Origin of the sequence: Amycolatopsis sp. CA-230715 (genome assembly GCF_018736145.1) — a bacterium.
Taxonomy (GTDB): Bacteria; Actinomycetota; Actinomycetes; order Mycobacteriales; family Pseudonocardiaceae; genus Amycolatopsis.
In genome coordinates this window covers 5,823,605-5,847,155 of sequence record NZ_CP059997.1, presented here as the reverse complement: position 1 = coordinate 5,847,155, position 23,551 = coordinate 5,823,605, and the positions used below count along the sequence as shown (strand labels likewise).

Here is a 23,551-nt window from a genome sequence, read left to right as displayed (position 1 = left end):
TCGTCCTGCCCGGCGCAGACCCGTGGTCGCGGCGCGTGGTGGTCGACGAGACGCGGCCGGAGGCAGAACTGTGCCGACCGCGTCGATCATCGTACGGCACGCTTCCGGTGCGGCGAATCGGTTTTCCTCACGTGCGACCGGGATCACGCAGCCGCGGCGCCTGGAACGACGGGTCGTCCGCGAGCGCGTTCGCCCAGGTGACGAGCCCGCCGATGGCCAAGCCGTGCGGGTGCTCCGGCTCGAACGGCGCGATGTTCGCCGCGCCGCGCCGCAGCAGCGAGCCCGCGCCGGTGAGGTTGCCGCGCGCCGCGTGCGTCAGGCCGACGGCGAGCTGCGCGAGCCCGCGCCACAGCTCCCGCTCGCTGTCCGGGCCGGACTTCCACGCGTCCTCGAAGACTTCGTGCGCGTGGAACGGCTTTCCCTCGTCGAGAAGCCGCTGCGCCTCGGTGACCGTCTCTTCCGGACTGCGCACGACGCCCTCCGGCTGGCGTTCGACCCCCTCGGCGCCGTACGGCAACGGCCTCCCGAGACCGTCGCGCGGCCTCGCGTTGCGCGCCTTGCCGCTTTCGTCCCGGTCCCGGTCACCCACGTCCCGATTGTGCCACGGCATGTAGTCTGGGTTCTCGTGCGCTTTCTGGATGGCCACCGGCCCGCCAACGACCTGACCTACGACGACGTGTTCCTGCTGCCGAACCGGTCGGACGTGGAGTCCCGCTTCGACGTCGACCTGTCCACTGTGGACGGCACGGGCATGACGATCCCGATCGTGGTGGCCAACATGACCGCGGTCGCCGGTCGCCGCATGGCCGAAACCGTCGCCAGGCGCGGCGGCCTCGTGGTGCTGCCGCAGGACGTCGACCCGGTCGCGGTCGCCGGGATCACCGAGTGGGTCAAGGGCAGGCACCCGGTGTGGGACACCCCGCTCGTGCTCACCGGCGGTGACGCGGTCGCCGACGCGCTCAACCTCGTCGGCAAGCGCGCCCACGGCGCCGTGGTCGTGGTGGACGGCGACGGCCGCCCCGCCGGGATCGTCGACGAAGCCGCCTGCGTCGGCGTGGACCGGTTCGCCCGCCTCGCCGACATCGCCGAGCCGGTGCTGGTCACCTGCTCGCTCGAAACGCCCGCGCGCGAGGTCTTCGACATGCTGCACGCGCGCGGCGCGAAGCTGGCCGTCGGCGTGGACGGCGACGGCAGGCTCGCCGGGGTGCTGACCGCGATCGGCGCGCTGCGCGCCGACATCTACACGCCCGCGCTCGACGACCAGGGCACCCTGCGCGTCGCGGCGGCCGTCGGCGTGAACGGCGACGTGGCCGCGAAGGCGGAGGCCGTGCTCGAGGCCGGGGTGGACGTGCTCGTGGTGGACACCGCGCACGGCCACCAGGACAAGATGTTCGCCGCGCTCAAGGCGGTACGGTCGGTGTCGCCGTCGGTGCCGGTGGTCGCGGGCAACGTGGTCACCGCCGAGGGCACGCGCGACCTGATCGACGCGGGCGCCGACGTGGTGAAGGTCGGCGTCGGGCCGGGCGCGATGTGCACCACGCGGATGATGACCGGCGTCGGCAGGCCGCAGTTCTCCGCCGTCGCCGACTGCGCGGCCGCGGCGCGCGCGCTGGGCAAGCACGTGTGGGCCGACGGCGGGATCCGGCACCCGCGCGACGTCGCGCTCGCGCTGGCCGCTGGCGCTTCGGCGGCGATGGTCGGCTCGTGGTTCGCGGGCACCCACGAATCCCCCGGCGACCTGCGCTACGACGAGCACGGCCACCCGTACAAGGAATCCTTCGGCATGGCGTCGAAGCGCGCCGTCGGCGCCCGCACGCGCAGCGACGACGCGTTCGACCGCGCGCGCAAGGCGTTGTTCGAGGAAGGCATCTCGTCGTCGAAGATGCACCTCGATCCCGCGCGGCCCGGCGTCGAGGACCTGCTGGACTCGATCGGCTCCGGTGTCCGGTCCTCGTTCACCTACGCGGGCGCGCGCAACATCGAGGAGTTCCACGAGCGCGCGGTGCTCGGCGTGCAGTCGGCCGCCGGGTTCGCCGAAGGCCGCCCGCTGCCTTCAGGCTGGTGAGACGCCCCGAAGGTGGCCTTCGGGGCATGTAGCGCCCCGAAGGCCACCTTCGGGGTCAGTGGTCTTCGAGCATCTCGGTGACCAGCGCGGCGATCGGGGACCGCTCCGAGCGCGTCAGGGTCACGTGCGCGAACAGCGGGTGCCCCTTCAGCTTCTCGATCACCGCGGACACCCCGTCGTGCCGTCCGACGCGCAGGTTGTCGCGCTGCGCGACGTCGTGCGTCAGGACCACCCGCGAAGCCGTGCCGAGCCGCGAAAGCACGGTCAGCAGCACGTTGCGCTCCAGCGACTGCGCCTCGTCCACGATCACGAACGCGTCGTGCAGCGAACGGCCGCGGATGTGCGTCAGCGGCAGCACTTCGAGCATGCCGCGGTCGAAAACCTCATCGAGGACGTTTTCGCTGACCAGCGCGCCGAGGGTGTCGAACACCGCCTGCGCCCACGGCTGCATCTTCTCCGACTCCGAGCCGGGCAGGTAGCCGAGATCCTGCCCGCCGACCGCGTAGACCGGCCGGAACACGACCACCTTGCGGTGCTCGCGGCGCTCCATCACGGATTCGAGCCCGGCGCACAGCGCGAGCGCCGACTTGCCGGTGCCCGCGCGCCCGCCGAGCGAGACGATGCCGACCTCGGGGTCGAGCAGCAGGTCGAGCGCGATGCGCTGCTCCGCGGACCGCCCGTGCAGGCCGAACGCCTCCCGGTCGCCGCGCACCAGCCGCACCTTCTTGTCGGCGGTGACCCTGCCGAGCGCGCTGGAGCTGTCGCTGAGCAGCCGCAACCCGGTGTGGCACGGCAGCTCGTCGACGCCGTCGAGCGCGAAGTCCACCGGTTCGATCTTCCCGTCGTGGAACATCGCGTCGATCGCCTCGCGCGGCACGTCCACGTCGGCCATCCCGGTCCACCCCGACGGCGTGACGTCCTGTGCCCGGTACTCGTCCGCGTCCAAGCCGACCGCGCCCGCCTTGACCCTGAGCGGGATGTCCTTGGTGACCAGCGTGACGGACTCCAGCTCGGTCGCCAGGTTCAGCGCGCAGGCCAGGATCCGGTGGTCGTTGGCGTCGGTGCGGAACCCGGCTGGCAGCACCGTGGGGTCGGAGTGGTTCAGCTCGACGTGGAGGGTGCCGCCGTCCTCGCCGATCGGCACCGGTGCGTCGAGTCTTCCGTGGGTGCGGCGGAGATCGTCGAGCAACCGGAGCGCTTCGCGGGCGAACCAGCCCAGTTCGGGGTGGTTCCGCTTGCCCTCCAGCTCGCTGATCACCACCAGCGGGAGCACCACGGCGTGTTCGGCGAACCTGGTCACCGCCCACGGGTCGGACAGCAGGACCGACGTGTCGAGCACATAGGTCTGCCGCGCGGAATTCGGGACAATCGAGGCTTTCTCAGTGCCGACGGCACTGGTCGAAGAGCGGCCGGAGGCCTTTCGGGGCAAACGCTGCGCAGTCACGACGGCATCTCCCTCGTGGGCGTGGCACCACGCCCGCACTCGCTGGGCCGGGCACTGCCCCGGTTGGTCCGCTCTCCTGGCGCCGGTGCGTCAGGCGCGGCCACGAGGGCCGGGTGCCGGCCCCCTCGTGCGTTTCGTGAACGGTTGCACCGTTCCCTCAACCACAGCCACGACCAGGGCCTCCCGTGACGGCCCACCTTGGTCGTGGTCCGTCACTTCGGAAGCTACCTGCGGATCGGCGATCGTGCAGGCAGCCACACAGGTGATTCGCCGATTCGTCATCTCACAGTTAGTCGCGGGATACCAACACAGCGTGCGATCGCCGTCGATGATCACCCTGGGTCACTTTTCACTCCGTCGAGACCGGTGCGGCCGATTAGGCTAACCCGAACGGGATTCACCCGTTCACCCGAAGGATTTTCATTGTCCCCTACCACGGCTCGAACACGTGCGCACCCACTGGATAAATGAACTTAATCAGGCCGAGTGATAAGCCGCCGTATTACTCACACAATCGGGTAACCGGACGATCACGGCTCGGCCAAGTGGAGTAATTTGTGATCTGCCGGACAGCCGCTGGAGACATCGGCGGACCGGCAGTTTCTCCCATTCTCGACCTAGGAGTGTGCGCAGTGCTGAAGAAAGCCGGATTCGTGACAGCGGCGGTTGCGGGCATGATGATGATCGGCGGAACCGCGTTCGCTGCTCCGGCGGAGACCCCCTCCGTTCCCGCGTCGCACGGTGACGACATCACCTTCGCCGACGCCTACTACCAGTTCATCGAGGGTGGCGGCGCGCTCGGCTACGGCGCCGCCTCGCTGGTCGCCGGTGCCTACGCGGGCATCGCCACCACACCGGCGCTGGTCGCCCACTCGCTGAGCCACCACTGAGCACGGTGCGCTAGCGGGTAACCGCCGAGGGCCCGGAATCCACTGGATTCCGGGCCCTCGCGCTGTCCGGTGCCGATCCGAACAGCGTCAGTCGACAACAAGGCCGTTCAACGGCCGAGACGGCGATGCCTTGTCGCATAGTCGCGAAGGGCGCGGAGAAAGTCCACCCTGCGGAATGCGGGCCAATAAGCCTCGTTGAACCAGAACTCCGAATGCGCCGACTGCCACAGCAGGAAACCGGACAACCGCTGTTCACCCGAGGTCCGGATAATCAAATCCGGGTCCGGCTGGCCCGAGGTGTACATGTGTTCGGAAATATGGTCGACGTCCAGGATCTTCGCCAGCTCCAGGATCGAAGTGCCCTCGTCGGCGTGCTGCCGGAGGAGCTTCTTGACCGCGTCCGCGATCTCCTGCCGCCCGCCGTAGCCGACCGCGATGTTGACCTCCATCCCGGTGCGCCCGTCCGTCCTGGCCGCCGCCTCGGCGAGCCGCTTCGCCGGTTCCGACGGCAGCAGGTCCAGCGCGCCGACGATGCGCAGCCGCCACGGGGTGTCCGGTCCGGACAGTTCGTCCACCACGTCCGGAATGATCTTCAGCAGCGCGGTGACCTCTTCGGACGCCCGGCCGAGATTGTCCGTGGACAGCAGCCACAGTGTGACGACTTCGACGTCGGCCTCGCGGCACCAGCTGAGGAAGTCCGCGATCTTCTTCGCGCCGATCAGGTGCCCGTCGGCGACGTCGGTGAACCCGGCTTCCCGCGCCCACCTGCGGTTCCCGTCCAGGATGACCGCGACGTGCCGAGGGTGCTTGCCCTTGGCCTGCTGGATCAGCCTGCGGCTGTAGATGCTGTAGACGACGTCTGAGAGAAAGGACCGAACGCTCACGAAGGAGGAGCCTACGCACCTCCGCGAAGCGATGTGCCGCACCACGGGGGTGGCAGAAGGCCTACGGTCCCGTAGCCTGAAGCACGTGAGCGTAGCGACCGAGCCCCCGTCCTCGCCCGTGGTCGACACTCGTCCCCGGCTGCGCGGGCACATCCACTTCTGGTCCTTCTTCGGCTCGGTGGCCGCGGCCGCCGCGCTGATCTCGCTGGCCGCGTCGACCGTCTCCGGCACCGCCGCGCTGGCGACCTCGGTCTACGGGCTGACCGTGCTCGGCCTGTTCGGCGTGAGCGCGCTCTACCACCGCCGCCTGTGGAGCCCCAAGGCGTACAAGTGGATGAAGCGCGCCGACCACTCGATGATCTTCCTGTTCATCGCGGGCACCTACACCCCGTTCACGCTGCTGGCGATGTCGCAGCCGACCGGGTACATCGTGCTCGGCGTGGTCTGGGGCGGCGCCGTCGCGGGCGTCGCGCTGAAGCTCCTGTGGCCGCACGCGCCGCGCTGGCTCGGCGTGCCGATCTACATCGCGCTCGGCTGGGTCGCCGTGTTCGTGCTGCCCGAACTGCTCACCCACGCCGGCGTCGCCGCGCTCGTGCTCCTGCTGGTCGGCGGCCTGTTCTACACCGCGGGCTCGGTCTTCTACGCCACCCGCTGGCCGAACCACTTCCCGGAGACCTTCGGCTACCACGAGTACTTCCACGCCTGCACCGTGCTGGCCGCGGCGTGCCACTACATCGCGATCTGGCTCGCGATGTATCCCGGCTGAGTTTTTTCGCGCGCCGCTCAACATTTCGCCCCGCCCATCGCGTTGGTCATAGGTAACGATCACCGGAGGTATGGGAGGGAGCGCTGGTGCACGAAGGTTTCGACCTGTTCGTCGCCGAACGGCTCGACCGGCTGCTGCGGTACGCGACCGCGTTGACCTGCGATCCGCATCTGGCGCAGGACATCGTGCAGGAGGTGCTGCTGCGGGCGCAGCCGCGGTGGGCGCGCATCGAGTCGATGCGGTCGCCCGAGCTGTACGTGCGACGCATGGTCACCAACGAGTACCTGTCCTGGCGACGGCGACGCGCGGCGAAGGAGATTTCGTCCGAACACCACACCCTCAACGCCATCGCCGCGCCAACCAGTGACGTGGCGGGCGCGCACGCCGAGCGGACCGCGATGCGGGCCCGGATCGCGATGCTGCCGCGCAAGCAGCGGGCCGCGATCCTGCTGCGCTACTACGAGGATCGCACCGACCAGGAGATCGCCGAGGTCCTCGGGTGCGGCGAAAGCACCGTGCGCAGTCATCTTTCCCGCGCGTTGAGCACGCTCCGCTCCGCCGGGTACGCGGCATCCACGGCCAAGGAGGCATGGGCATGAACCCCGATCGGACCGAAGCCCTCATCCGCGAGGCCCTGACCGAAGAGGCCGACCGGGCCGTCGACCCCGGCGTGGTGCTCGCCCGGTTGTCCCACGGCCCGCGCGCGCCTCGCCGCTACCGCGCCCCCGTCATCGCCACGGCCGCGGCCGTCGTGGTGGTCGCCGCGGCTGGAATCGTCGTGCCCCAGCTGCTGGACCGCCAGGACGCGGCTCCCGCCGCGCCGGCGGCATCGGCCGCGAAGGACCAGAACGTCCTGGTCATGGGCTTGGACTCCGGACCTGGCTCGCCGCGCGCCGACTCGATCGTGCTCGCGCATCTCGGCCAGGACGGCAGCGGGAGCGCCGTGTCGATCCCGCGGGACTCCTGGGTGGACGTGCCCGGTCACGGCAAGCAGCGGCTGAACGGCGTCTACACGCAGGTCCGCGAGGACGAAATCGCCAAGGGGAAGAGCCCTGCCGACGCCGACGACGCGGCCGCCCGCGCGGTGGCCACCACCGTGCAGAACCTCACCGGGGTCGCCGCCGACCACTACGCCACGGTCGACATGGCGGCGTTCGCCGAAATCAGCACGGCCGCCGGTGGCGTCCCGGTCTGCCTGAACCAGGCCGTCCACGACCCGCTGACCGGGATATCGTTCCCCGTCGGGCAGCAGACCGTCTCCGGCGACAAGGCGCTGCAGTTCGTGCGGCAGCGGCACGGCCTCGCCAACGGTGACCTCGACCGGATCGTCCGGTTGCAGGCGTTCCTGCGCTCGCTGGCGAACAAGGTGCTCACCGCACCCGAGTCGACTCGCGAGCAAACCCTCACCGCCCTGCTGACCACCGCGCGCGACAAGGTGCGCACCGATCAGGGGTGGAACCTGCTCGACCTCGCGGGCCAGCTGCTCAAGCTCCGTCCCGACGCGCTTCGTCTCGGGACGGTGCCGGTCACCGATCCGCCCGCGAACGCGGGACCGGCGATCGGAGTCGACCCGGCGAAGGTGCGTTCCTTCGTCCAAGACCAGTTCGGGTCCGGCACCGCGCCGGCCCCCGGCGGCGCGACCTGCGTCAACTGACGCGGAACAGCAGCATCGAGCCGTCTTCCCAATACAGGCTCACCGGTTCGGGACTCCACTGTGGACGGTCATTTCCCTGGCTCGTCCACAGTGGAGTTTCCGGCGTGGCGATGGCGAGCCGCGTCCGCCCTCGAACGATCACGAGATCGCCGGGGTTCCGCTTGAGCACCTCCGCCACCCGGTAGGCCTCACCGGAAGCCGGACCGCTGGGAATCGCCGCGTGCCTCCTGGGTTCGAACCGCTTGAGCCGCCTCGCCAGGCTCCCCAGCGCCAGGAAGGGCCAAGCGAGGTTCGCGAATATCTCGGCGAAGACCTCCCCGACGCAGCCAAGCGACCCGCCTTCGCGCTCGCGCCGCCGATCCCGCCTGGTCCCGACCGTCACCCGCTTCAAACCGGTGACCTGCACGGGCTCCCGCCAGGTCGCCTCGAAGTGCTGTTGCACCCGCGAAATGTCCATCGCTCCCCCAATGTCCTAACGCGACCCTACTCCGCGGGCACTTCATCCCGCTCGGGCTTCGACGTGGCCCGAGGCGAGCGCAACACGAAAACCGCGAACACGACCGCGGCCAAGGCGACGAACGCGGCCAGCCGGAACCCGGCCTGGAACCCTTCGGTGAGATGACGCGGATCGTGCTCCGCGCCAGGACCGAACCCGGCCGTGGTCGCCGAGGCGACCGCCGCGATGACCGCGAGGCCGAGCGCGCCACCGATCTGCTGGGTGGTGGTGATCAGCCCCGACGCCAGCCCGGCGTCTTGCGGACGGGTGCCCGACATCGCCGAGACGGTCACCGCGACCAGGGACAGGCCCATGCCCGCGCCGCACAGGATCGACGGGCCGAGCACGTCGACCACGTAGCTGCCGTCGGCTCGTACGGTGCTGAACCAGCCGAGGCCCGCGGTCAGCGACGCCAGCCCGATGACGGCCAGGTTCTTCGGCCCCACCCGGTCGGCCAGTTTCCCGCCGAGCTGGGACACGACGACGATGCTCACGGTGAGCGGGAGGTAGGCCAGGCCCGCGACGAGTGCACTGTAGGACAGTATTTCCTGCAGGTACATCGCGATGAAGAAGAACATCCCGAGCAGCGTCATGCTCAGCAGCACGTTGAGCGTGTTCGCCAAACTCACCGCGCGGTTGCGGAAGACGGCGAACGGAACGAGCGGGTTCGCGACCTTTCCCTCGATCACCATGAACAGGGCGAACAGCGCGGCGGCCAGCGCGAGCTTGACGATGGTCCCGGCCGAGGTCCACCCGGCGGCTTCCGCGCCGACGAGTCCCCACACCAGCAGGATCATGCTCGCGGTGATCGACAGCGCACCCGGAATATCGAGCCCCTTGGTGTCTTCGGCGACGCTTTCCCGCAGCAGTTTCGGGGCCAGCGCGATCGCGACCGCGCCGACCGGGACGTTGATGAACAACACCCACTCCCAGCCGAGCCAACTGGTCAGCACACCGCCGAGCAGCACTCCGCACGCACCACCGGCGCCGACCGCGGCACCCTAGACGCCGAGCGCCTTGTTGCGCTCCTTTCCCTCGGCGAACGTGGTCGTGAGCAAGGAAAGCGCCGCGGGAGAAGTGATCGCCGCGCCCAAGCCCTGCACCGCGCGTGCGCCGTAGAGCCATACCGAGTTCTGGGCGAATCCGCCGAGCAACGAGGCGCCGGTGAACAGCGCGAGCCCGACGACGAACATCCGGCGCCGTCCGATCAGGTCACCCAGCCGCCCGCCGAGGAGCAGGAACCCGCCGAACACGAGAACGTAGGCGTTGACGACCCAGGAAAGCTCGCCGGGGGACATCTTGAGGTCGGCCTGGATGGAAGACAGCGCGATGTTCACGATCGAGCTGTCGACCACGAGCATGAACTGCGCGGAAGCCAGCAACACCAAGGCAAAGGACTTCCTCACCGCCCCGCACCCCGTCCCCGTACGACCGCGCTCGTGGTGCTGTGCATTGTTGCCTCCCCAGGCTGGAACACGATTTGACCTTGCTTCGCGACGCGTGCACAGCAAGCTTGATATCTCTAGATAACTAGAGGTCAAGGGAGGAATACTCAACCGGTAAACGGCCGTGCGAGTCAAGCAAGACCGGCAAATCCGAGGTCGGCGGCCGAGCGCCGGTCCCGTGCGTCCACATCGCTGGCAACGTCGGATCGTGAGTTTCGACCAGCCGGGTGTCTTGACTTTCACTCGCCGCTACCTCGGGTTTCCTGCTGCCGTGCGGGCAGCTCCGAACCAACCGTCTGCACTCCCGCTGCGGTCTCCCGGCCCGGCTTCCACTGCGCGTTGAACGCCAACTCCCCCTCCTACCAACAGATCCTCTGCGTGGGTGTGCCAATCCCGCGCCTGTGCGTCGAAGGCTTGTACCGCCGCGTTGATCGCCGCGGTAAGCCACCACGGATGGAAACCATCCGACTTCAGCACCCGCCAAGCGGCCGCCACCGCTGCGGAGGCGGCCGCGATCTCATCTGCGTGAGGCGACCGTCCCGTTCGGCTCGCTGAGCCGACCAATGCCATGTAATTCCGGTACGCCGACTCCCAAACATGAACCGATTCCAGTGTTACCGTCATGAACAGCAGCATTTCCCGTTCACCCGGACGCGAGCACCACACGGCAGGACTTTTACAGACGTCCGCACTACGCTGAGATGTCCCAACAGGTCCTGCGGGGGAGTGGGCATGCCGAACGAACGGCTACGAGATGCTTTGCTGCGCAACGGTCTCGATCCGGAGCAGGTAGCTATCGCCGTCGAGGTAGACCCGAAAACCGTCGAGCGCTGGATCACCAAGGGGCGCACGCCTTATCCGAAGCACCGACACAAGCTGGCTGCTCTGGCTCGGGAGCCGGAGTGCTACCTTTGGCCGCAGGCGATGGCTGCGGAACGCAAGGCCGAGATCGCGGCGGCCGAGGTGGTCAACGTGTTCCCGCACCGCAACATCATCCCGGCTGAGCTGTGGGACAGGCTTATCAAGAACGCTGACCAAACCATCGAGATCCTGGTCCATGCAGCATTGTTCCTGGTGGAACGCCCGCGCTTCGTAAAGGACCTGTTGCACAAGGCTGCCAACGGCGCGGTCATCCGTCTCGCGTTCGGCGATCCCGAAGACAACAGCGTGGCCTTGCGCAGCGCAGAGGAGCAACTCGGCGAAGGCACGCTGGCGGCCCGCATCCGAAACGCACTGGCTTACTACCGTCCGCTCGTCGGTGTGGACGGCATCGAGATGCGATTCCACAACACCACGCTCTACAACTCGATCTTTCGTCTTGACAACGAGATGATCATCAACACCCACATCTACGGCATCCAAGGCGCTCACGCTCCCGCGCTGCACTTGCGCAAGCTCTCGGCAGGGACCCTGTTCGAAACGTACTCCGAGAGCTTCGAAGCGGCGTGGAAATCAGCCCGTCCGGCCACCTTCTAGGAGGCACCATGACCCGCCGCGACTACTACTACGACCCGAACGCTCCAGCCGCGAACAGCATCGCCGTTGCCGTCTCTGCCTTCATTCAAGACAACGAGAGCCGAATCCTCATGATTCGTCGCACTGACAACGACCTCTACTCACTCCCCGGCGGCCAACTCGAACTCGGCGAAACCCTTACCGAAGCCGCCGTCCGGGAGGTTCGCGAGGAAACCGGCATCGAGTGCGAAGTCACAGGTATCATCGGGATCTATTCCAACCCCAACCACGTCATCGCCTACGATGACGGCGAGGTACGGCAAGAATTCTCTATCTGCTTCCGCGCCCGACTGGTTGGTGGCACCCTTCGGACCAGCGATGAAAGTTCCGAGTCTCTCTGGGTCGGAAGTCGGGATGCATACGCTCTCACTATTCACCCTTCCACAAAGCTGCGACTCGAGCACGCATTATCAGAGAACAAAGAACCACGTTTCACTTGAAACAGGAAAGATGAATTCCTACGCGTGAGCGATCCCGGCAGCCTGCAGGTGTTGCTCGGTCCGCTCCACCGCACCGACCAGTTCTCCCTGTGCCTGCCGGATGAAGGCGGTGACCAAGTCCGCTGGCCCGTAACGCGCCTGGACCTCGGATATCCGCTGGTCAACTGTGGTCATCTCGCCATCCGGGGTCGTGGTCATGTCCGCCCACCACAGCGCGTCGCGGATCGGGGTTACTTCGGCGGGGAACGCGGCGAGTTCGCCTGTCAGCCCGCGAAGCTCCGCTTCCCGGTATGCGCACGAGTGGTGGGCGACCAGGTTGACCAGCCTGGTCGGTGCCCCGGTTTCGCGCAGGTACCGCGCACCGTCGATCGGGTGGAAACCGGTGTCGATCAGCTCCGGGGAGTACCCGATGTCGTGGAGTAAGGCAGCGCCGACCAGAAGCTCGGCCTCATCCGGCGAGAAGAGAGGTGCAGCCAAAGCCGCTCGGCGACCGACGCCTTGGACATGCGCCCACCGCCGAGGCAGCGCGCTCGCCAACACTCGCTCCGCTTCCGCTCTCGCCCATGTTGTCCAGTCCACCTGTACAAACCTATCCGAATACGATGGACACGTGGATGAAACCTGGGTCGCCACACTGGCGAAAGCACAAATCTTGTTGCTGGACTTCGACGGACCGGTCTGTTCCGTCTTCGCCGGGGTACCGGCCGCCGCCGTTGCCACGCAACTTCGAAGTGAGCTGGCGGACTCCTCGCCTGCCGATGATCCGTTCGCGGTTTTGCGGTTCGCCGCGACGGTGAGCGCGGAGCAAGCAGCGTTCGTCGAGGCGGCGCTGACCGCGCACGAGGTCGAGGCGATCAAGAGTGCGGAGCCGACCCCGGGTGCGCACGAACTCATCGCAGGTTGGCATGCGTCCGGACGACCGCTGGCCATCGTCAGCAACAACAGTCGTGTCGCCATCGAGTCCTATTTGGACTTGTACGGCCTCCGCGGTTCCATCGACTGCATCGCGGCCAGAGAAGGTGCGGGCACGCCGTTGAAGCCCGACCCGTATCTGGTGACGAAAGCGCTCACCGCACTTGACGCAGAGGCAAAGCAGAGTGTGCTCATCGGCGATTCGCCGTCCGATGTGGACGCCGCAGTGGCCGCCGGGGTCACCGCGATCGGCTACGCGAACAAGCCGGGTAAGCGACTTGCCTTAGCGAAGGCCGCCGCGATAACCGAGACGCTGGTCTGAGATCACGCCAGTGCGGCGGGTGGGGTGTCGGCTCGGCGGCCTGAACGAACGGCGGCGACGGCGTCCGCGATGCCGGTGATCCCGGTCTTCATGGCCTCGGCGTCCAGCGAGTAGGGCAGGCGGACGAAGCGTTCGAAGGCGCCGCCGATGCCGAAGCGCGGGCCTGCGGCGAGCCGGACGCCGAACTGGGGTGCGACGGCGGCGAGTGCCGAGCTGATGGGGTCCGGGAAGCGGGTCCACACCGTCAGGCCGCCGTGGGATTCGCCGACGGTCCAGTCCGGCAGATGCTCAGCGACCAGGTTCAGCAGCACCGCGCGCGAGCGGCGGAGGCCGGCGAGCCTGGTGGGCAGGATTTCCCTTATGCCGCCCAGTAATTCGGCGCAGGCCAGCTGCTCCACCACCGGCGTGCCGAGATCGACGTCCGCTCGTGCCTGGTGCAGTCGTTGCACCAGATCGGGGGTCGTGCGGATCCAGCCGACCCGTAGACCGCCCCAGAAGGTCTTCGCCATCGAGCCGATCGTGATGACGTTCGAGTGGTACGCGGCGAGCGGGGTCGGCGGGGCGACGTCCAGTGCCAGTTCGGCCATTGTTTCGTCCACAACGATCGGACACTGTGGACGCAATGACAGGCGATCCTTTTCGGACAGACAGAGACCGGTGGGGTTGTGGAAGTCCGGCATGAGGTACGCGAGCGCGGCACCGCGCATGGTGGCCGACAGGATTTCGAGATCCCAGCCATCCTCGTTCACCGCGACGGGCACGACCCGGCAGCCCGCGGCGCGGAACACCCGGAGTGCGTGCGGGTAGCTGGGATGGTCGACCACCACCCGGTCGCGGGGACGCAGCAAGGTACGCGCGATGAGGCCGATCGCGTGCTGCGCGCCGTTGGTGACCAGGATCTGGTCCGGGGTGGTCTCCAGCCCGCGTTCGGCGTACCGCGTGGCGATCGCGGCGCGGAGTTCGGCGAGCCCCGTCGGCGAGTAGCCGTGCCTCGGCAGGTGGCGCGGGAGCTGGTTCAGCGCGCTGGTGTACGCGCGGTGCAGCGCTTCGCCGGGCGCGGGCGGCGCCGCGTGCGAGAAGTCGATCAGGTCCCGGTCGTCGACCGCCGCTTCGGGCTGACGGTGCGGCACCCGCGTCCGGCTGCGCGCGCGGTCGCGGGCGCTGAGGTAGCCCTGGTCGCGCAGGGTCGCGTAGGCCGTCGACACCGTGGTCCGGCTGATCCCGAGCACCGCGGCCAGATCGCGCTCGCCCGGCATCGCGGTGGCCAGCGGGAGCCTGCCGTCGAGGATGAGCAGCCGGATCAGGTCCGCCAGCCTGCGATGGGCGGGGCCCGGCCCGGAAGACCAGTCGCCGAGCAGGCGGGCGACCGCGTGGCTGCTGGTGTGCACGAGGGCCAGTGTGTGTCATCTGGACCTTTCTTTCAAGGCCAGATGTCCCGCACGCTGATCAGGTGAAAACGCAACCGGTGGCACGGCGGATGACCGCGGCCGAACAGCTGCGGGCCGAAAAGAAGGTGCGAAGGCTCGTCCAACTGCTGGTGGGATTGGTGGGGTACGGCACCTCTCTCACCTTCCTCGTCGAGTCGTCCCTCGGCGCGTCCAGCTGGAACATCCTGACCGAGGGCATCTCGCTCCGCACCGGACTGACCTTCGGCTGGACGACGAACCTGATCGCGGTCGCCGTACTGGTCTTCTGGATCCCGCTCCGCGAGCTGCCGGGGCTCGGCACCGTGCTCAACGTGCTGCTCGTGGGCCTGTCCGCCGATCTGGCCGCGAACTTCCTTCCCCTGCCGCATTCCTTCGCGCAGCAGCTCGCCTACTACGCCGTCGGCCTGCTCATGCTGACCTTCTCCGACGCGGTCTACCTCGGCGCGCGGTTCGGTTCGGGGCCGAGGGACGGGCTCATGACCGGCGCCGTCCGCGTGTCCGGCAAGCCCATCTGGCTGGTGCGCGCCGCGATCGAAATCGTCGTGCTGGCGATCGGCTGGCTCCTCGGCGGCACGGTCGGTTTCGGCACGGTGCTGATCGCGTTCGCGATGGGCCCGCTGGTCCAGTTCTTCCTGCGCTTCACCACTGTCCGCCTCGACGGCGACGAACGTCCACGATGGTCAGCCGAGCGCACCGCGAAGGGTGTCGCGTAGCCAGCGCTGCGCCGGGTCGGCGTCGAGCCGCCGGTGCCACAGCAGCCGGATGTCCACTTCGGGCAGTGGCGCGGGAATGGTGAACCAGCGCAGGCCCAATGTTTCGCTGTACTGCTCGGCGAGACGCTGCGGTACGAGCCCGACGTAGTGGCTGGCCCCGACCACGAGCGCGGCCACGGCGGAGGTCGGCACGACCGCCGCGACGTGGCGCTGGAGCCCCGCGGCCTCGAGCACGTCGTCGAGCGGTCCGCGGCTGCGCCCGCGCCGGGACGCCGAGACGTGCGGATGCTGGCACAGCTGCGCGAGGGTCGGGCGGCGGTGGCGCCCGAGCGGGCTGTCGGCACGGACGATGCCGACCACTCGCTCGCGGTAGAGCAACGCGGTCCGCATGTCCGAACCGGCTTCGTCACTGGCGCCGATGTCCAGGTCGACCGACCCGTCACGCAGCGCTTCGGTGCTCTCACTGCCCTCGGCGACGAAGCGCAGCACCACCCCGGGTGCGATCGCGGCGGTGGCTTCGACCGCCGCGACCGCCATCGTCGTGGCGACACCGTCGTTGATGCGGATGGTGAAGGTGCGCTTGAGATCGGCGGGAGCGATCTCGCGATCGGCGCTGATCAGCGCCGAGGCCTCGTCGAGCAGCGAGCGCACCCGCGGCGCGGTGCGCAGCGCGAACGGCGTCGGCACCATCGAGCGCCCCGCGCGCACCAGGATCGGGTCGTCCATCGCCCGCCGCAACCGGCCCAGCGCCCGGCTGGTCGCGGGGATCGACAGGTGCAGGCGCTCGGAAGCCGCGGTGACGCTGCCCTCCTGGAGCAGTGCGTCGAACACGCGCAGGAGGTTCAGGTCCAGTTGCTCGGGCATAGTTGCATCATACGCAAATAACCCTTGCCGAAGTTGCGTGGCACGGATACCTCGCTGGTCCATACCGTCATGGACATGCCTTCCACCATTCCGGCTCCGGTGTACGCGCCCGAGTCCCGCACGATCCCGCGACGCGGCCTGCTCACGGTCATGTGCGCCTGCGTGGCGCTCGTCGTCGGGATGGTCGCCGCGATCAACCTCGCCGTCCCGCTGCTCGCCGCGAGCGACCTGCACCCGTCCGCGTCCGCGCTGGTCTGGATCGTCGACACGTACGTGATCTTCTTCGCCTGCCTGGTGATTCCCGGTGGCGCCGCCGGTGATCGCTTCGGGCGCAAGAGAGTGCTGATCGCCGGGCTGGTCCTGTTCGCGGCGGGTGCGCTGATGTCCGCGATCGCGCCGAACGTGGCTGTGCTGCTCGTCAGCCGCGCGATCACCGGCGCCGGTGCCGCCGCGGTGCTGCCCAACACCCTCGCCGTGCTGCTGCACGCCGTCCCGGCCGAACGCAAGAACGCGACGATCGCCATCTGGGCGTCGATGACCGGGATCGGCGGCGTCCTCGGCAACATCGGCGGCGGCGCCGTGCTTTCCGGCGGGTCGTGGCGCTGGCTGTTCGCCGCCGCGGTACCGATCTCCGTGCTGCTCGCCGCGCTGGTGGCGGCACTCGCCCCGGTGTCGCCGCGCCACGACCGCCGCCTGGAGCCGCTCGGCACGGCCCTGTTCGTCGGCGCGTCCGTCGCGCTGCTGCTCGGTATCATCCAGGGTCCCGAATCGGGTTGGGGAAGCGCCACCGTCGTCATCGAATTCGCCAGTGCCGCCGTGTTGTTCACCGCGTGGACGCTCGTCGAACTCCGCGCCGAACACCCGCTGCTCGACCCGAGGCTGTTCCGCCTGCCCGCGCTGCGCAGCGCCTGCCTCGGCATGATCACCGTCTTCTTCGGCATGTTCGCCCTGTTCTACGTCAACGCCTCCTTTCTCCAGTACGGCAAGGGGTTCAGCGTGCTGCTGACCGGGATCGGCATCATGCCGCTGACGGTCCCGATCCTCGTCTTCGCACGCCACGTGGGGCGTCTGACCCACCGCATCGGCCTCGACGCCACCACCGCGCTCGCTTTCGCCTTCGTCGGCGGCGGCCTGCTCGCACTGTCCACAAGCGACGCAGGGACCTCCTACTTTGGTTATGCCGCATGGCTCTTCGTGACTGGGATCGGGGTAGCGCTGGCGCTTCCCACGCTCTCCAGCGCCATCGCCGGTGCGCTGCCCCCGGCGCAGGCCGGTGTCGGAGCAGGACTCCAAGCCACCACCCGAGAGTTCGGCAGCGCGCTCGGCGTCGCCGTCATCGGCACCGTCCTCACCGCGCGGTTCACCAGCGCGCTCCCCGCGGACGCCCACGGCGCCCACACGGTTGCCCAAGCCCTCGCCACCGCGCCCGGCCGCGCACCCGAAATCGTCGCCGCGTTCATCTCCGGCGCGTCCACCGGGCTGCGCGCGATCGGCATCGCCGTCCTCGTTCTCGGCGCTCTCGTCGTACTGCAATCCCTGCTGTCCCGTCGAGGGCGCGCCTGATCCGCGGCACCCCGCCGCGGACCGACAAAGAAGGAAGAACCCCATGAACGTGTTCATCACCGGAGGCACCGGCTGGATCGGCTCGGCCGTCGTCGACCACCTGATCGACACCGGGCACCAAGTCACCGGCCTGGCCCGCTCCGACGCCTCCGCCGCCGTGCTCGAACAGAAGGGCGCGCGGGTGAGACGCGGCGATCTCGACGACCTCGACGGCATCCGCGCCGGGACCGCTGACGCCGATGCCGTCATCCACCTCGCCAACAAGCACGACTGGGGAAACCCGGCCGCGAGCAACAAAGCCGAGCGGGACGCGGTCGAAACGATCGCCGACACCCTCGTCGGAAGCAACCGTCCGTTCGTTCTCGCGGCGGGGCTTTCCGGCGTGGTGCAAGGCCGTCCCGCGGTCGAGACCGACGTCTCGCCCGCGGTCGGCCCGGATTCTCACCGAGGGGGCGCCGAAAACCTCGCACTCGAATACGTCCGAAAAGGAGTCCGCGTGATCAGCGCGCGCTTCGCTTCGTCGACGCACGGTGGTGGCGACCACGGTTTCGTCTCCCAACTCGTCGCGGCCGCCCGGAAGCACGGCGTTTCCGCCTACATCGGTGACGGCGCCAACGCGTGGTCCGCGGCGCACCGCTTCGACGCCGCCCGGGTCGTCCGGCTCGGGTTGGAAGGTGCGCCCTCCGGTACCCGGCTGCACGTCGTCGCCGAAGAAGCCGTTACGACACGCGAAATCGCGGAAGCGATCGGCGAGTACCTGCGGCTCCCGGTCGTGTCGATCAAATCCGAAGAGGCGGGCGAGCACTTCGGCTTCGTCGCGAGGTTCTTCGGCCTGGACATGTCCGCGTCGAGCGCACGCACCCGCGAACTCCTCGACTGGACACCTTCCGGTCCGACCTTGATCGAAGACATCCTCGCGGGCGCCTACGCCTGATTCCCACCACGAGAAAGGAAAATGCCGTGCCAGAAGAACCTTTCGAAGCGACCGTCACCGCGTTCATGCTGGTGAAGACCAGTCCGGAATGGCTCGGTCTTTCGGTCGAGGACAGGGTGAACGCGTTCAAGACCGAGGTGCTGCCCGAGATCACCAAGAGGACGAACGGGGTCCGGTCGCGCTTCTACGACACGGAGTTCTACTCGGCGCGCGTGACCGACGTGTGGGTGTGGGAAGCGCGCGATCACCAAGCGTACCAACTGCTCGTCGAGGCGCTGCGCGAAACGCCCTTCTGGGATCGGTACTTCGACGTGGTCGAGCTGCTGGTCGGGGTCGAGAACGGATACGCGAAGAACTACGGGCTGGACGCCTTCGCCACCGTCACCACCTGATTCCGCGGTTGCCCGCCTGCCCCGAAGGTGACTTTCAGGGGACCTACACACCCCGAAGGTCACTTTCGGGGCAGTTCAGGAGGCGAGGAATGCAGCGCCGAGGAACTGTTCCGGGATCGCGAAGGCGTCGACCAGGACACGCGCGTGCGGGCGCAACTGCGTGCACACGTCGTTCACCGCGGACATGACGGCTTTCGAGCGGGCCGCGGTGAGGCGGCCGTGCTCGAGGAACCAAGCACGGTCGGCTTCCACTGTGGACAGTACGTACAGGTCGCAAAGGCGGTCCAGCAGCGCTTTCGCGTCGGGATCGGTGCAGCGGTCGATACCGGCGACGAAGGCTTCCAGTACGATCCGTTCCACGTGGACGCGGCCAGCGCGCAGCACGTGGTCCTGCGCGTCGTTGAACACCTCGAACGGGTCCTCCGACGCGGCGCGGCGCAGGCGGCGGGCGACACCGTCCAGCACGTGCTCTTCCCTGTCCTCGAACAGTTTCACGTGCCAGCCGCGGTCGAACAGGACGTCCTCGTCGTCGTGGCTCGCGTCCACCAAGCGTTCGATCACCTGACGCGCCGCGGTGCGTTCGATCACCGCGCCGACGAACTGCTCGGCGACGAACCGAGCGGTGGCCAGCGCGCTCAGATCCTCGAAGTGGTCCTTGTAGCTCGTCAGCAGTCCTTTCGCGACAAGCTGCAGCAGCACCGTGTTGTCGCCTTCGAACGTGGTGAAGACATCGGTGTCCGCCTTCAAGGCAGGCAACAGATTCTCGGCGAGGTATCCTGCGCCACCGCAGGCTTCTCGCGCCATTTGGATCGTTCGGGTAGCGTGCCAAGTGGACACCGCCTTGATCCCGGCGGCCCGCGATTCCAGTTCCCGCTGGCGCTGCTCGTCGACGTCGTCCGAGCCTTGGATGTCGTGCAGCGCGCCGACGAGTTCCTCCTGCGCGAAGTGCAGCGCGTAGGTCGCCGCCAGCGCGGGCAGGAGCTTGCGCTGGTGCGCGCGGTAATCCAGCAGCACGACCTCTTCTTCGTTGCCGGGGCGGAAGAACTGGCGCCGCTGTTCGCCGTAGCGCACCGCGATCGCCAGCGCGCGTTTCGTGGCGTTGCCCGCGCTCCCGGCGACGCTGACGCGGCCGCGGATCAACGTGCCCAGCATGGTGAAGAAACGGCGGCCGTCGCTTTCGATCGGGCTCGTGTAGGTGCCGTCCTCGGTCACGTCGCCGTAGCGGTTCAACAGCGCTTCGCGCGGGACCCGTACACCGGCGAAAGCCAACCGTCCATTGTCGACCCCGTTGAGACCGGCCTTCTTTCCGCAATCCTCAATGGACACACCGGGTACCGGGCCGCCGTCGTCGGCACGGATCGGCACCAGGAAGGCATGCACGCCACGGCTTTCGCCGCCGGTGACGAGCTGGGCGAACACCACGGCCATCCGGCCGTCGCGCGCGGCGTTGCCGATGTACTCCTTGTGCGCGTCCTTGTCCGGGCTGTCGATCACGAACTCGCGGGTGGCCGGATCGTAGGTGGCGGTGGTCCGCAGATGCTGCACGTCCGAGCCGTGGCCGTGCTCGGTCATCGCGAAGCACCCCGGCAGGTCGAGGTCCATGATCGGGCGCAGGTACCGCTCGTGGTGGCGCGCGGTGCCGAGCAGCTGGACGGCGCCGCCGAACAGTCCCCATTGGACACCGGCCTTGACCATCAGCGAAAGGTCGCCGAACCCGAGCATCTCGAACGACGTCACCGAGCCGCCGATGTCGCCACCGCCGCCGTATTCGCGGTCGAACCCGAGCCGGGGGCGGTCGGTCTTCGCCAGCTCGCCGAGCTGGTCGAGCACCTGGATCCGGTGCGCCTCGGTGTCGAGGTCGTGCGCCTCGCGGAACGCACTGTCGGTCATCTGCGCGCGCACGCTCCGGCGAAGCTCGCCCCACCGGCCGTCCAGCACCTCGGTCAGCGCGCCGACATCGACCTTCGCGGGAATGGCTGGCTGGTCCACGGTTCCTCCGTCGCGCACGGAACAGGCTGGCTACGCCAGTGGTAGCCAGCCTGCCCCAGTCCCAAACGGACCGCAGCTCGAACCGGTTCGGTCCACCGGCACGAGGGACCCGCGCGCTCAGCCGAGCTCGGGCCCCTTGGTGCGCAGGTCGTCGACCTTGCTCATCGCGTCGCGCAGCTCGCCGAGCCAGCTGTCGGCGTGCTGGCCGACGAGCCGGACCGCCCACGCGAGCGCGTCGGACCGCGACCGCGCCACACCGGCGTCGACGAGGGTGTCGAGCACCAGCCGCTCCGGCTGCCGGAGCCGGGTCATCACCGGCGCGGCGAGCGTGGTGAACAGCTCCTCGGTCCCGCCGAGGCGCGCGCCCCACGCGACCTTGCGCTGGTAGCGGTGCTCGGCCTGCCGCGCGATCTCGATGCGCGCTTCCCTGGTCTCCTCGCGGAACCGGCTGATCCGGCCCGCCTCCGCCGCGGCGCGCGCCGCGTCGTCGCTCTGCTCGCCGGTCAGAGGGGGAAGCTCGCCGACGATCAGGATCTCTTCGCGGTCCACGGTCACCTCGGGGGCGCCGGTGAACCAGCCGTCGGGCAGCCTGCCCTCGAACCAGCCCGCCGCGTCGTCCGCGGAGGGCACCTCCGTTTGCTGCCAGCCCCGGCCGCGTCCGTGCCAACCACGTCCCATCGGACGTCACCACCTCTGATTACTTGATTACAACACTACAGAGGCTACGCGCGTATCACACGGGAATGTGGCTTGTTCTCCCGGAGCGGACAGGGCCTACAGCGCGCTCGCCAGCTCGTCCGCCGTGGTCACGGGCCGGTCGCACACGTAACCGCGGCAGACGTACGCGGCCGCGCCGCCGTCGACGAGCGGGCGGTCGGCCAGCAGCGGCACGTCATCGGGAGCCCCGGCCAGCACGATGCCGCCGCCGTGGACCTCCCGCGCCGCGACCTCGAGAAGCCCGGCACGCGACTGTGCGGTGTCGCCGACGATCGCGACCTGCACCGGCCCGGCCAGCAGCGCTTCCGCGACGGCGAGCCAGTTGCCCGCGAACCTCGGCACCCTCGCGGCGAGCTGCCCGGCACGGGCGACCGCGCGTTCGGCGGCTTCGCGGTAGTGCGAAGCCTGGCTCGGCCCGGCGAGCGCCGAGGCGGCGACCAGCGCGGCGGCCAGCGCCGACGCGCCGGACGGGCTCGCGTTGTCACCGGGGTCGCCGGGACGGTGCACGAGGAGCTCCGCGTCGTCGGCGGTGTCGTGGTAGGCGCCGGGCACGTCGTCGTTCGCGAACCGGACGAGCGCGACGTCCAGCAACGAGGTCGCCTCGTCCAGCCAGTGCGCCGCACCGGTGGCCTGGTGCAGCGCCAGCAACCCTTCGGCGAGGCACGCGTAGTCCTCCAGCACACCCGCGACCTCGCCCACCACGCCGTCGCGCGAACTGCGGCGAAGCCTGCCGTCGACGAGATGGGTCCGCAGCAGGAAATCCGCCGCGTCCGCCGCCGCGGTGACCCAACCCGGTTCTCCGAGCGCGACCCCGGCTTCCGCCAGCGCGGTGATCGCGAGCCCGTTCCACGCGGCGATGACCTTGTCGTCACGACTCGGCTGGGGGCGCAGTTCCCGCACGGCGAGCAGGCTTTCCCGCACGCGTTCGAGGCGTTCGGCGTCTTCCGGGTCGTGCAGGAGGCGCAGCGTCGACGCGCCGTCCTCGAAGTTTCCCTGATCGGTGACGGAAAAGACCTCCGCTGCCCAGCGCGCGTCGTCCTCGCCGAGCACCTCGCGGAACTGCTCCGGCGTCCAGACATAGGTCAGGCCTTCGACCCCGTCGGTGTCCGCGTCGAGCGAGGAGATGAATCCGCCGGTCGGCGCGGAAAGACCCGTGATGAGGAACGCGGCCGTGCTCCGCGCCGTCCGGTGTGCGAGCGCCGAGCCGGTCCGCCGCGCGAGGTGGGCGTAGCAGCGCAGCAGCAACGCGTTGTCGTACAACATCTTTTCGAAGTGCGGCACCTGCCAGTCGCCGTCGACCGAGTACCGCGCGAACCCGCCGCCGAGCTGGTCGTGGATCCCGCCGCGCGCCATCGCGTCCGCGGTCTTCTCCACAATGGACAGTGCGTCGGCCGATCCGGTGCGCTCGTGCGCGCGGAGCAGGAACTCCAGCACCATCGACGGCGGGAACTTCGGCGCGTCACCGAAACCACCGCGTTCGGAGTCGGCCTCCGAGGCCAGCCCGCGCACGGCGTCGTCGAGCACGCGTGCGTCCACAGCGGACTCTTCGAGCGGTTTGGTCTGCGTGGTGAGCATTTCGGTGATCCGGCCCGCGCCCTCGCGCAGCTCGTCCGGCCGCTCCTGCCACGCCTGCGCGACCGCCACCAGCAGGTGCGGGAACGACGGCATCCCCGGCCGCGGCGACGGCGGGTAGTAGGTGCCACAGTGGAACGGTTCGCCGTCCGGGGTGAGGAAGCAGGTCATCGGCCAGCCGCCCTGCCCGGTCATCGCCTGCGTCGCGGTCATGTAGACCGCGTCGATGTCCGGCCGCTCCTCGCGGTCCACTTTGATGTTGACGAAGTGCTCGTTCATCAGGTCCGCTGTCTCGGCGTCCTCGAACGACTCGTGCGCCATGACGTGGCACCAGTGGCAGGCGGCGTAGCCGACGGAAAGCAGGATCGGCACGTTCCGGCGCTTCGCCTCGGCCAGCGCTTCGGCGCCCCATTCGCGCCAGTCGACCGGGTTTCCCGCGTGCTGCAGGAGGTACGGGCTGGTCGCGGACGCGAGGCGGTTCGGCATGCCTCCAGGGTCCCATTGCAAAACCACCTGTGCGCACCGGCCCGCTTTGGCACACTGTGCC

The 23,551-nt window shown here is 68.8% G+C and carries 22 protein-coding genes and 1 pseudogene; 12 read left to right on the top strand and 11 right to left on the bottom strand.

Annotation, left to right across the window (positions count from 1 at the left end):
- Window positions 1-127: 127 nt before the first annotated feature.
- Entirely contained in the window at window positions 128-589 is a 462-nt protein-coding gene (locus HUW46_RS28140) for a DUF309 domain-containing protein (protein ID WP_215541801.1), read from the bottom strand.
- 36 nt (window positions 590-625) lie between these two features.
- On the opposite strand from HUW46_RS28140, the gene HUW46_RS28135 reads away from it, so the two are divergent.
- Entirely contained in the window at window positions 626-2,065 is a 1,440-nt protein-coding gene (locus tag HUW46_RS28135; RefSeq protein WP_215541800.1) for a GuaB1 family IMP dehydrogenase-related protein, read from the top strand.
- A 55-nt stretch (window positions 2,066-2,120) separates the two neighbouring features.
- Here the strand turns inward: HUW46_RS28135 and HUW46_RS28130 are convergent, their stop codons facing one another.
- Window positions 2,121-3,404, bottom strand: coding sequence for a PhoH family protein (locus HUW46_RS28130; protein WP_254124972.1), 1,284 nt, complete (start codon window positions 3,402-3,404; stop codon window positions 2,121-2,123).
- A gap of 758 nt (window positions 3,405-4,162) precedes the next feature.
- On the opposite strand from HUW46_RS28130, the gene HUW46_RS28125 reads away from it, so the two are divergent.
- Window positions 4,163-4,399: a hypothetical protein gene (locus HUW46_RS28125; RefSeq protein ID WP_254124970.1), complete on the top strand. Its 237-nt coding sequence runs from the start codon at window positions 4,163-4,165 to the stop codon at window positions 4,397-4,399.
- Between the two features lie 107 nt (window positions 4,400-4,506).
- On the opposite strand, the gene HUW46_RS28120 is transcribed toward HUW46_RS28125, so the two are convergent.
- Window positions 4,507-5,283, bottom strand: a complete 777-nt coding sequence (locus HUW46_RS28120) for an isoprenyl transferase (protein ID WP_254124968.1) — start codon at window positions 5,281-5,283, stop codon at window positions 4,507-4,509.
- Window positions 5,284-5,368: 85 nt separating this feature from the next.
- Here HUW46_RS28120 and trhA point away from each other — a divergent pair, with 85 nt between their 5' ends.
- The 3 genes from trhA (at window position 5,369) to HUW46_RS28105 (ending at window position 7,703) form a co-directional block, all read left to right on the top strand.
- Window positions 5,369-6,049 carry a PAQR family membrane homeostasis protein TrhA gene (gene trhA / locus HUW46_RS28115; protein WP_215550533.1) on the top strand — a complete coding sequence of 227 codons (681 nt, stop codon included), beginning with the start codon at window positions 5,369-5,371 and terminating at the stop codon, window positions 6,047-6,049.
- Window positions 6,050-6,135: 86 nt separating this feature from the next.
- Window positions 6,136-6,648, top strand: coding sequence for a SigE family RNA polymerase sigma factor (locus HUW46_RS28110; RefSeq protein ID WP_215541796.1), 513 nt, complete (start codon window positions 6,136-6,138; stop codon window positions 6,646-6,648).
- On the top strand, window positions 6,645-7,703 hold the full coding sequence (locus HUW46_RS28105) for an LCP family protein (protein ID WP_215541795.1): 1,059 nt from the start codon (window positions 6,645-6,647) through the stop codon (window positions 7,701-7,703). The genes HUW46_RS28110 and HUW46_RS28105 overlap by 4 nt, the downstream gene beginning before the upstream one ends.
- Here HUW46_RS28105 and HUW46_RS28100 read toward each other — a convergent pair.
- Together HUW46_RS28100 and HUW46_RS28095 are read right to left on the bottom strand one after the other, a co-directional pair.
- Window positions 7,696-8,160: a hypothetical protein gene (locus HUW46_RS28100; protein ID WP_215541794.1), complete on the bottom strand. Its 465-nt coding sequence runs from the start codon at window positions 8,158-8,160 to the stop codon at window positions 7,696-7,698. The genes HUW46_RS28105 and HUW46_RS28100 overlap by 8 nt on opposite strands.
- Before the next feature lie 26 nt (window positions 8,161-8,186).
- A pseudogene (locus HUW46_RS28095) lies at window positions 8,187-9,584 on the bottom strand (MFS transporter).
- A 792-nt stretch (window positions 9,585-10,376) separates the two neighbouring features.
- On the opposite strand from HUW46_RS28095, the gene HUW46_RS28085 reads away from it, so the two are divergent.
- Window positions 10,377-11,120 carry a DUF5919 domain-containing protein gene (locus HUW46_RS28085; RefSeq protein WP_215541791.1) on the top strand — a complete coding sequence of 248 codons (744 nt, stop codon included), beginning with the start codon at window positions 10,377-10,379 and terminating at the stop codon, window positions 11,118-11,120.
- A gap of 8 nt (window positions 11,121-11,128) precedes the next feature.
- Complete coding sequence (locus tag HUW46_RS28080) at window positions 11,129-11,599, top strand: NUDIX hydrolase (protein WP_215541790.1); 471 nt, start codon at window positions 11,129-11,131, stop codon at window positions 11,597-11,599.
- 18 nt (window positions 11,600-11,617) lie between these two features.
- Here HUW46_RS28080 and HUW46_RS28075 read toward each other — a convergent pair whose 3' ends face one another.
- Window positions 11,618-12,139 (bottom strand): HD domain-containing protein, encoded by a 522-nt coding sequence (locus tag HUW46_RS28075; protein WP_256451455.1) that lies wholly within the window; start codon window positions 12,137-12,139, stop codon window positions 11,618-11,620.
- 70 nt (window positions 12,140-12,209) lie between these two features.
- Here HUW46_RS28075 and HUW46_RS28070 point away from each other — a divergent pair, with 70 nt between their 5' ends.
- Window positions 12,210-12,833, top strand: coding sequence for an HAD family hydrolase (locus HUW46_RS28070; RefSeq protein ID WP_254124965.1), 624 nt, complete (start codon window positions 12,210-12,212; stop codon window positions 12,831-12,833).
- Window positions 12,834-12,835: 2 nt separating this feature from the next.
- Here the strand turns inward: HUW46_RS28070 and yczR are convergent, their stop codons facing one another.
- Window positions 12,836-14,221 carry a MocR-like transcription factor YczR gene (gene yczR / locus HUW46_RS28065; protein WP_254124964.1) on the bottom strand — a complete coding sequence of 462 codons (1,386 nt, stop codon included), beginning with the start codon at window positions 14,219-14,221 and terminating at the stop codon, window positions 12,836-12,838.
- Window positions 14,222-14,283: 62 nt separating this feature from the next.
- Here yczR and yczE point away from each other — a divergent pair, with 62 nt between their 5' ends.
- Window positions 14,284-14,973, top strand: coding sequence for a membrane protein YczE (yczE, locus tag HUW46_RS28060; protein ID WP_254124963.1), 690 nt, complete (start codon window positions 14,284-14,286; stop codon window positions 14,971-14,973).
- On the opposite strand, the gene HUW46_RS28055 is transcribed toward yczE, so the two are convergent.
- Complete coding sequence (locus HUW46_RS28055; protein ID WP_215541788.1) at window positions 14,941-15,837, bottom strand: LysR family transcriptional regulator; 897 nt, start codon at window positions 15,835-15,837, stop codon at window positions 14,941-14,943. The genes yczE and HUW46_RS28055 overlap by 33 nt on opposite strands.
- A gap of 150 nt (window positions 15,838-15,987) precedes the next feature.
- On the opposite strand from HUW46_RS28055, the gene HUW46_RS28050 reads away from it, so the two are divergent.
- From HUW46_RS28050 to HUW46_RS28040, 3 genes are read left to right on the top strand one after another with little or no spacing between them, the layout of a single operon-like run.
- Window positions 15,988-17,400 carry an MFS transporter gene (locus tag HUW46_RS28050; RefSeq protein WP_215550158.1) on the top strand — a complete coding sequence of 471 codons (1,413 nt, stop codon included), beginning with the start codon at window positions 15,988-15,990 and terminating at the stop codon, window positions 17,398-17,400.
- 43 nt (window positions 17,401-17,443) lie between these two features.
- Window positions 17,444-18,334 (top strand): SDR family oxidoreductase, encoded by an 891-nt coding sequence (locus HUW46_RS28045; protein ID WP_215541787.1) that lies wholly within the window; start codon window positions 17,444-17,446, stop codon window positions 18,332-18,334.
- 26 nt (window positions 18,335-18,360) lie between these two features.
- Window positions 18,361-18,726 carry a darcynin family protein gene (locus HUW46_RS28040; protein ID WP_215541786.1) on the top strand — a complete coding sequence of 122 codons (366 nt, stop codon included), beginning with the start codon at window positions 18,361-18,363 and terminating at the stop codon, window positions 18,724-18,726.
- 75 nt (window positions 18,727-18,801) lie between these two features.
- Here the strand turns inward: HUW46_RS28040 and HUW46_RS28035 are convergent, their stop codons facing one another.
- The 3 genes from HUW46_RS28035 to HUW46_RS28025 form a co-directional block, all read right to left on the bottom strand.
- Complete coding sequence (locus HUW46_RS28035; RefSeq protein ID WP_215541785.1) at window positions 18,802-20,715, bottom strand: acyl-CoA dehydrogenase family protein; 1,914 nt, start codon at window positions 20,713-20,715, stop codon at window positions 18,802-18,804.
- A 117-nt stretch (window positions 20,716-20,832) separates the two neighbouring features.
- Window positions 20,833-21,393 carry a hypothetical protein gene (locus HUW46_RS28030; RefSeq protein ID WP_215541784.1) on the bottom strand — a complete coding sequence of 187 codons (561 nt, stop codon included), beginning with the start codon at window positions 21,391-21,393 and terminating at the stop codon, window positions 20,833-20,835.
- A gap of 96 nt (window positions 21,394-21,489) precedes the next feature.
- The gene (locus HUW46_RS28025) at window positions 21,490-23,490 is read right to left on the bottom strand and encodes a thioredoxin domain-containing protein (RefSeq protein WP_215541783.1); all 2,001 of its coding nucleotides are present in this window, start codon (window positions 23,488-23,490) and stop codon (window positions 21,490-21,492) included.
- Window positions 23,491-23,551 lie beyond the last annotated feature (61 nt).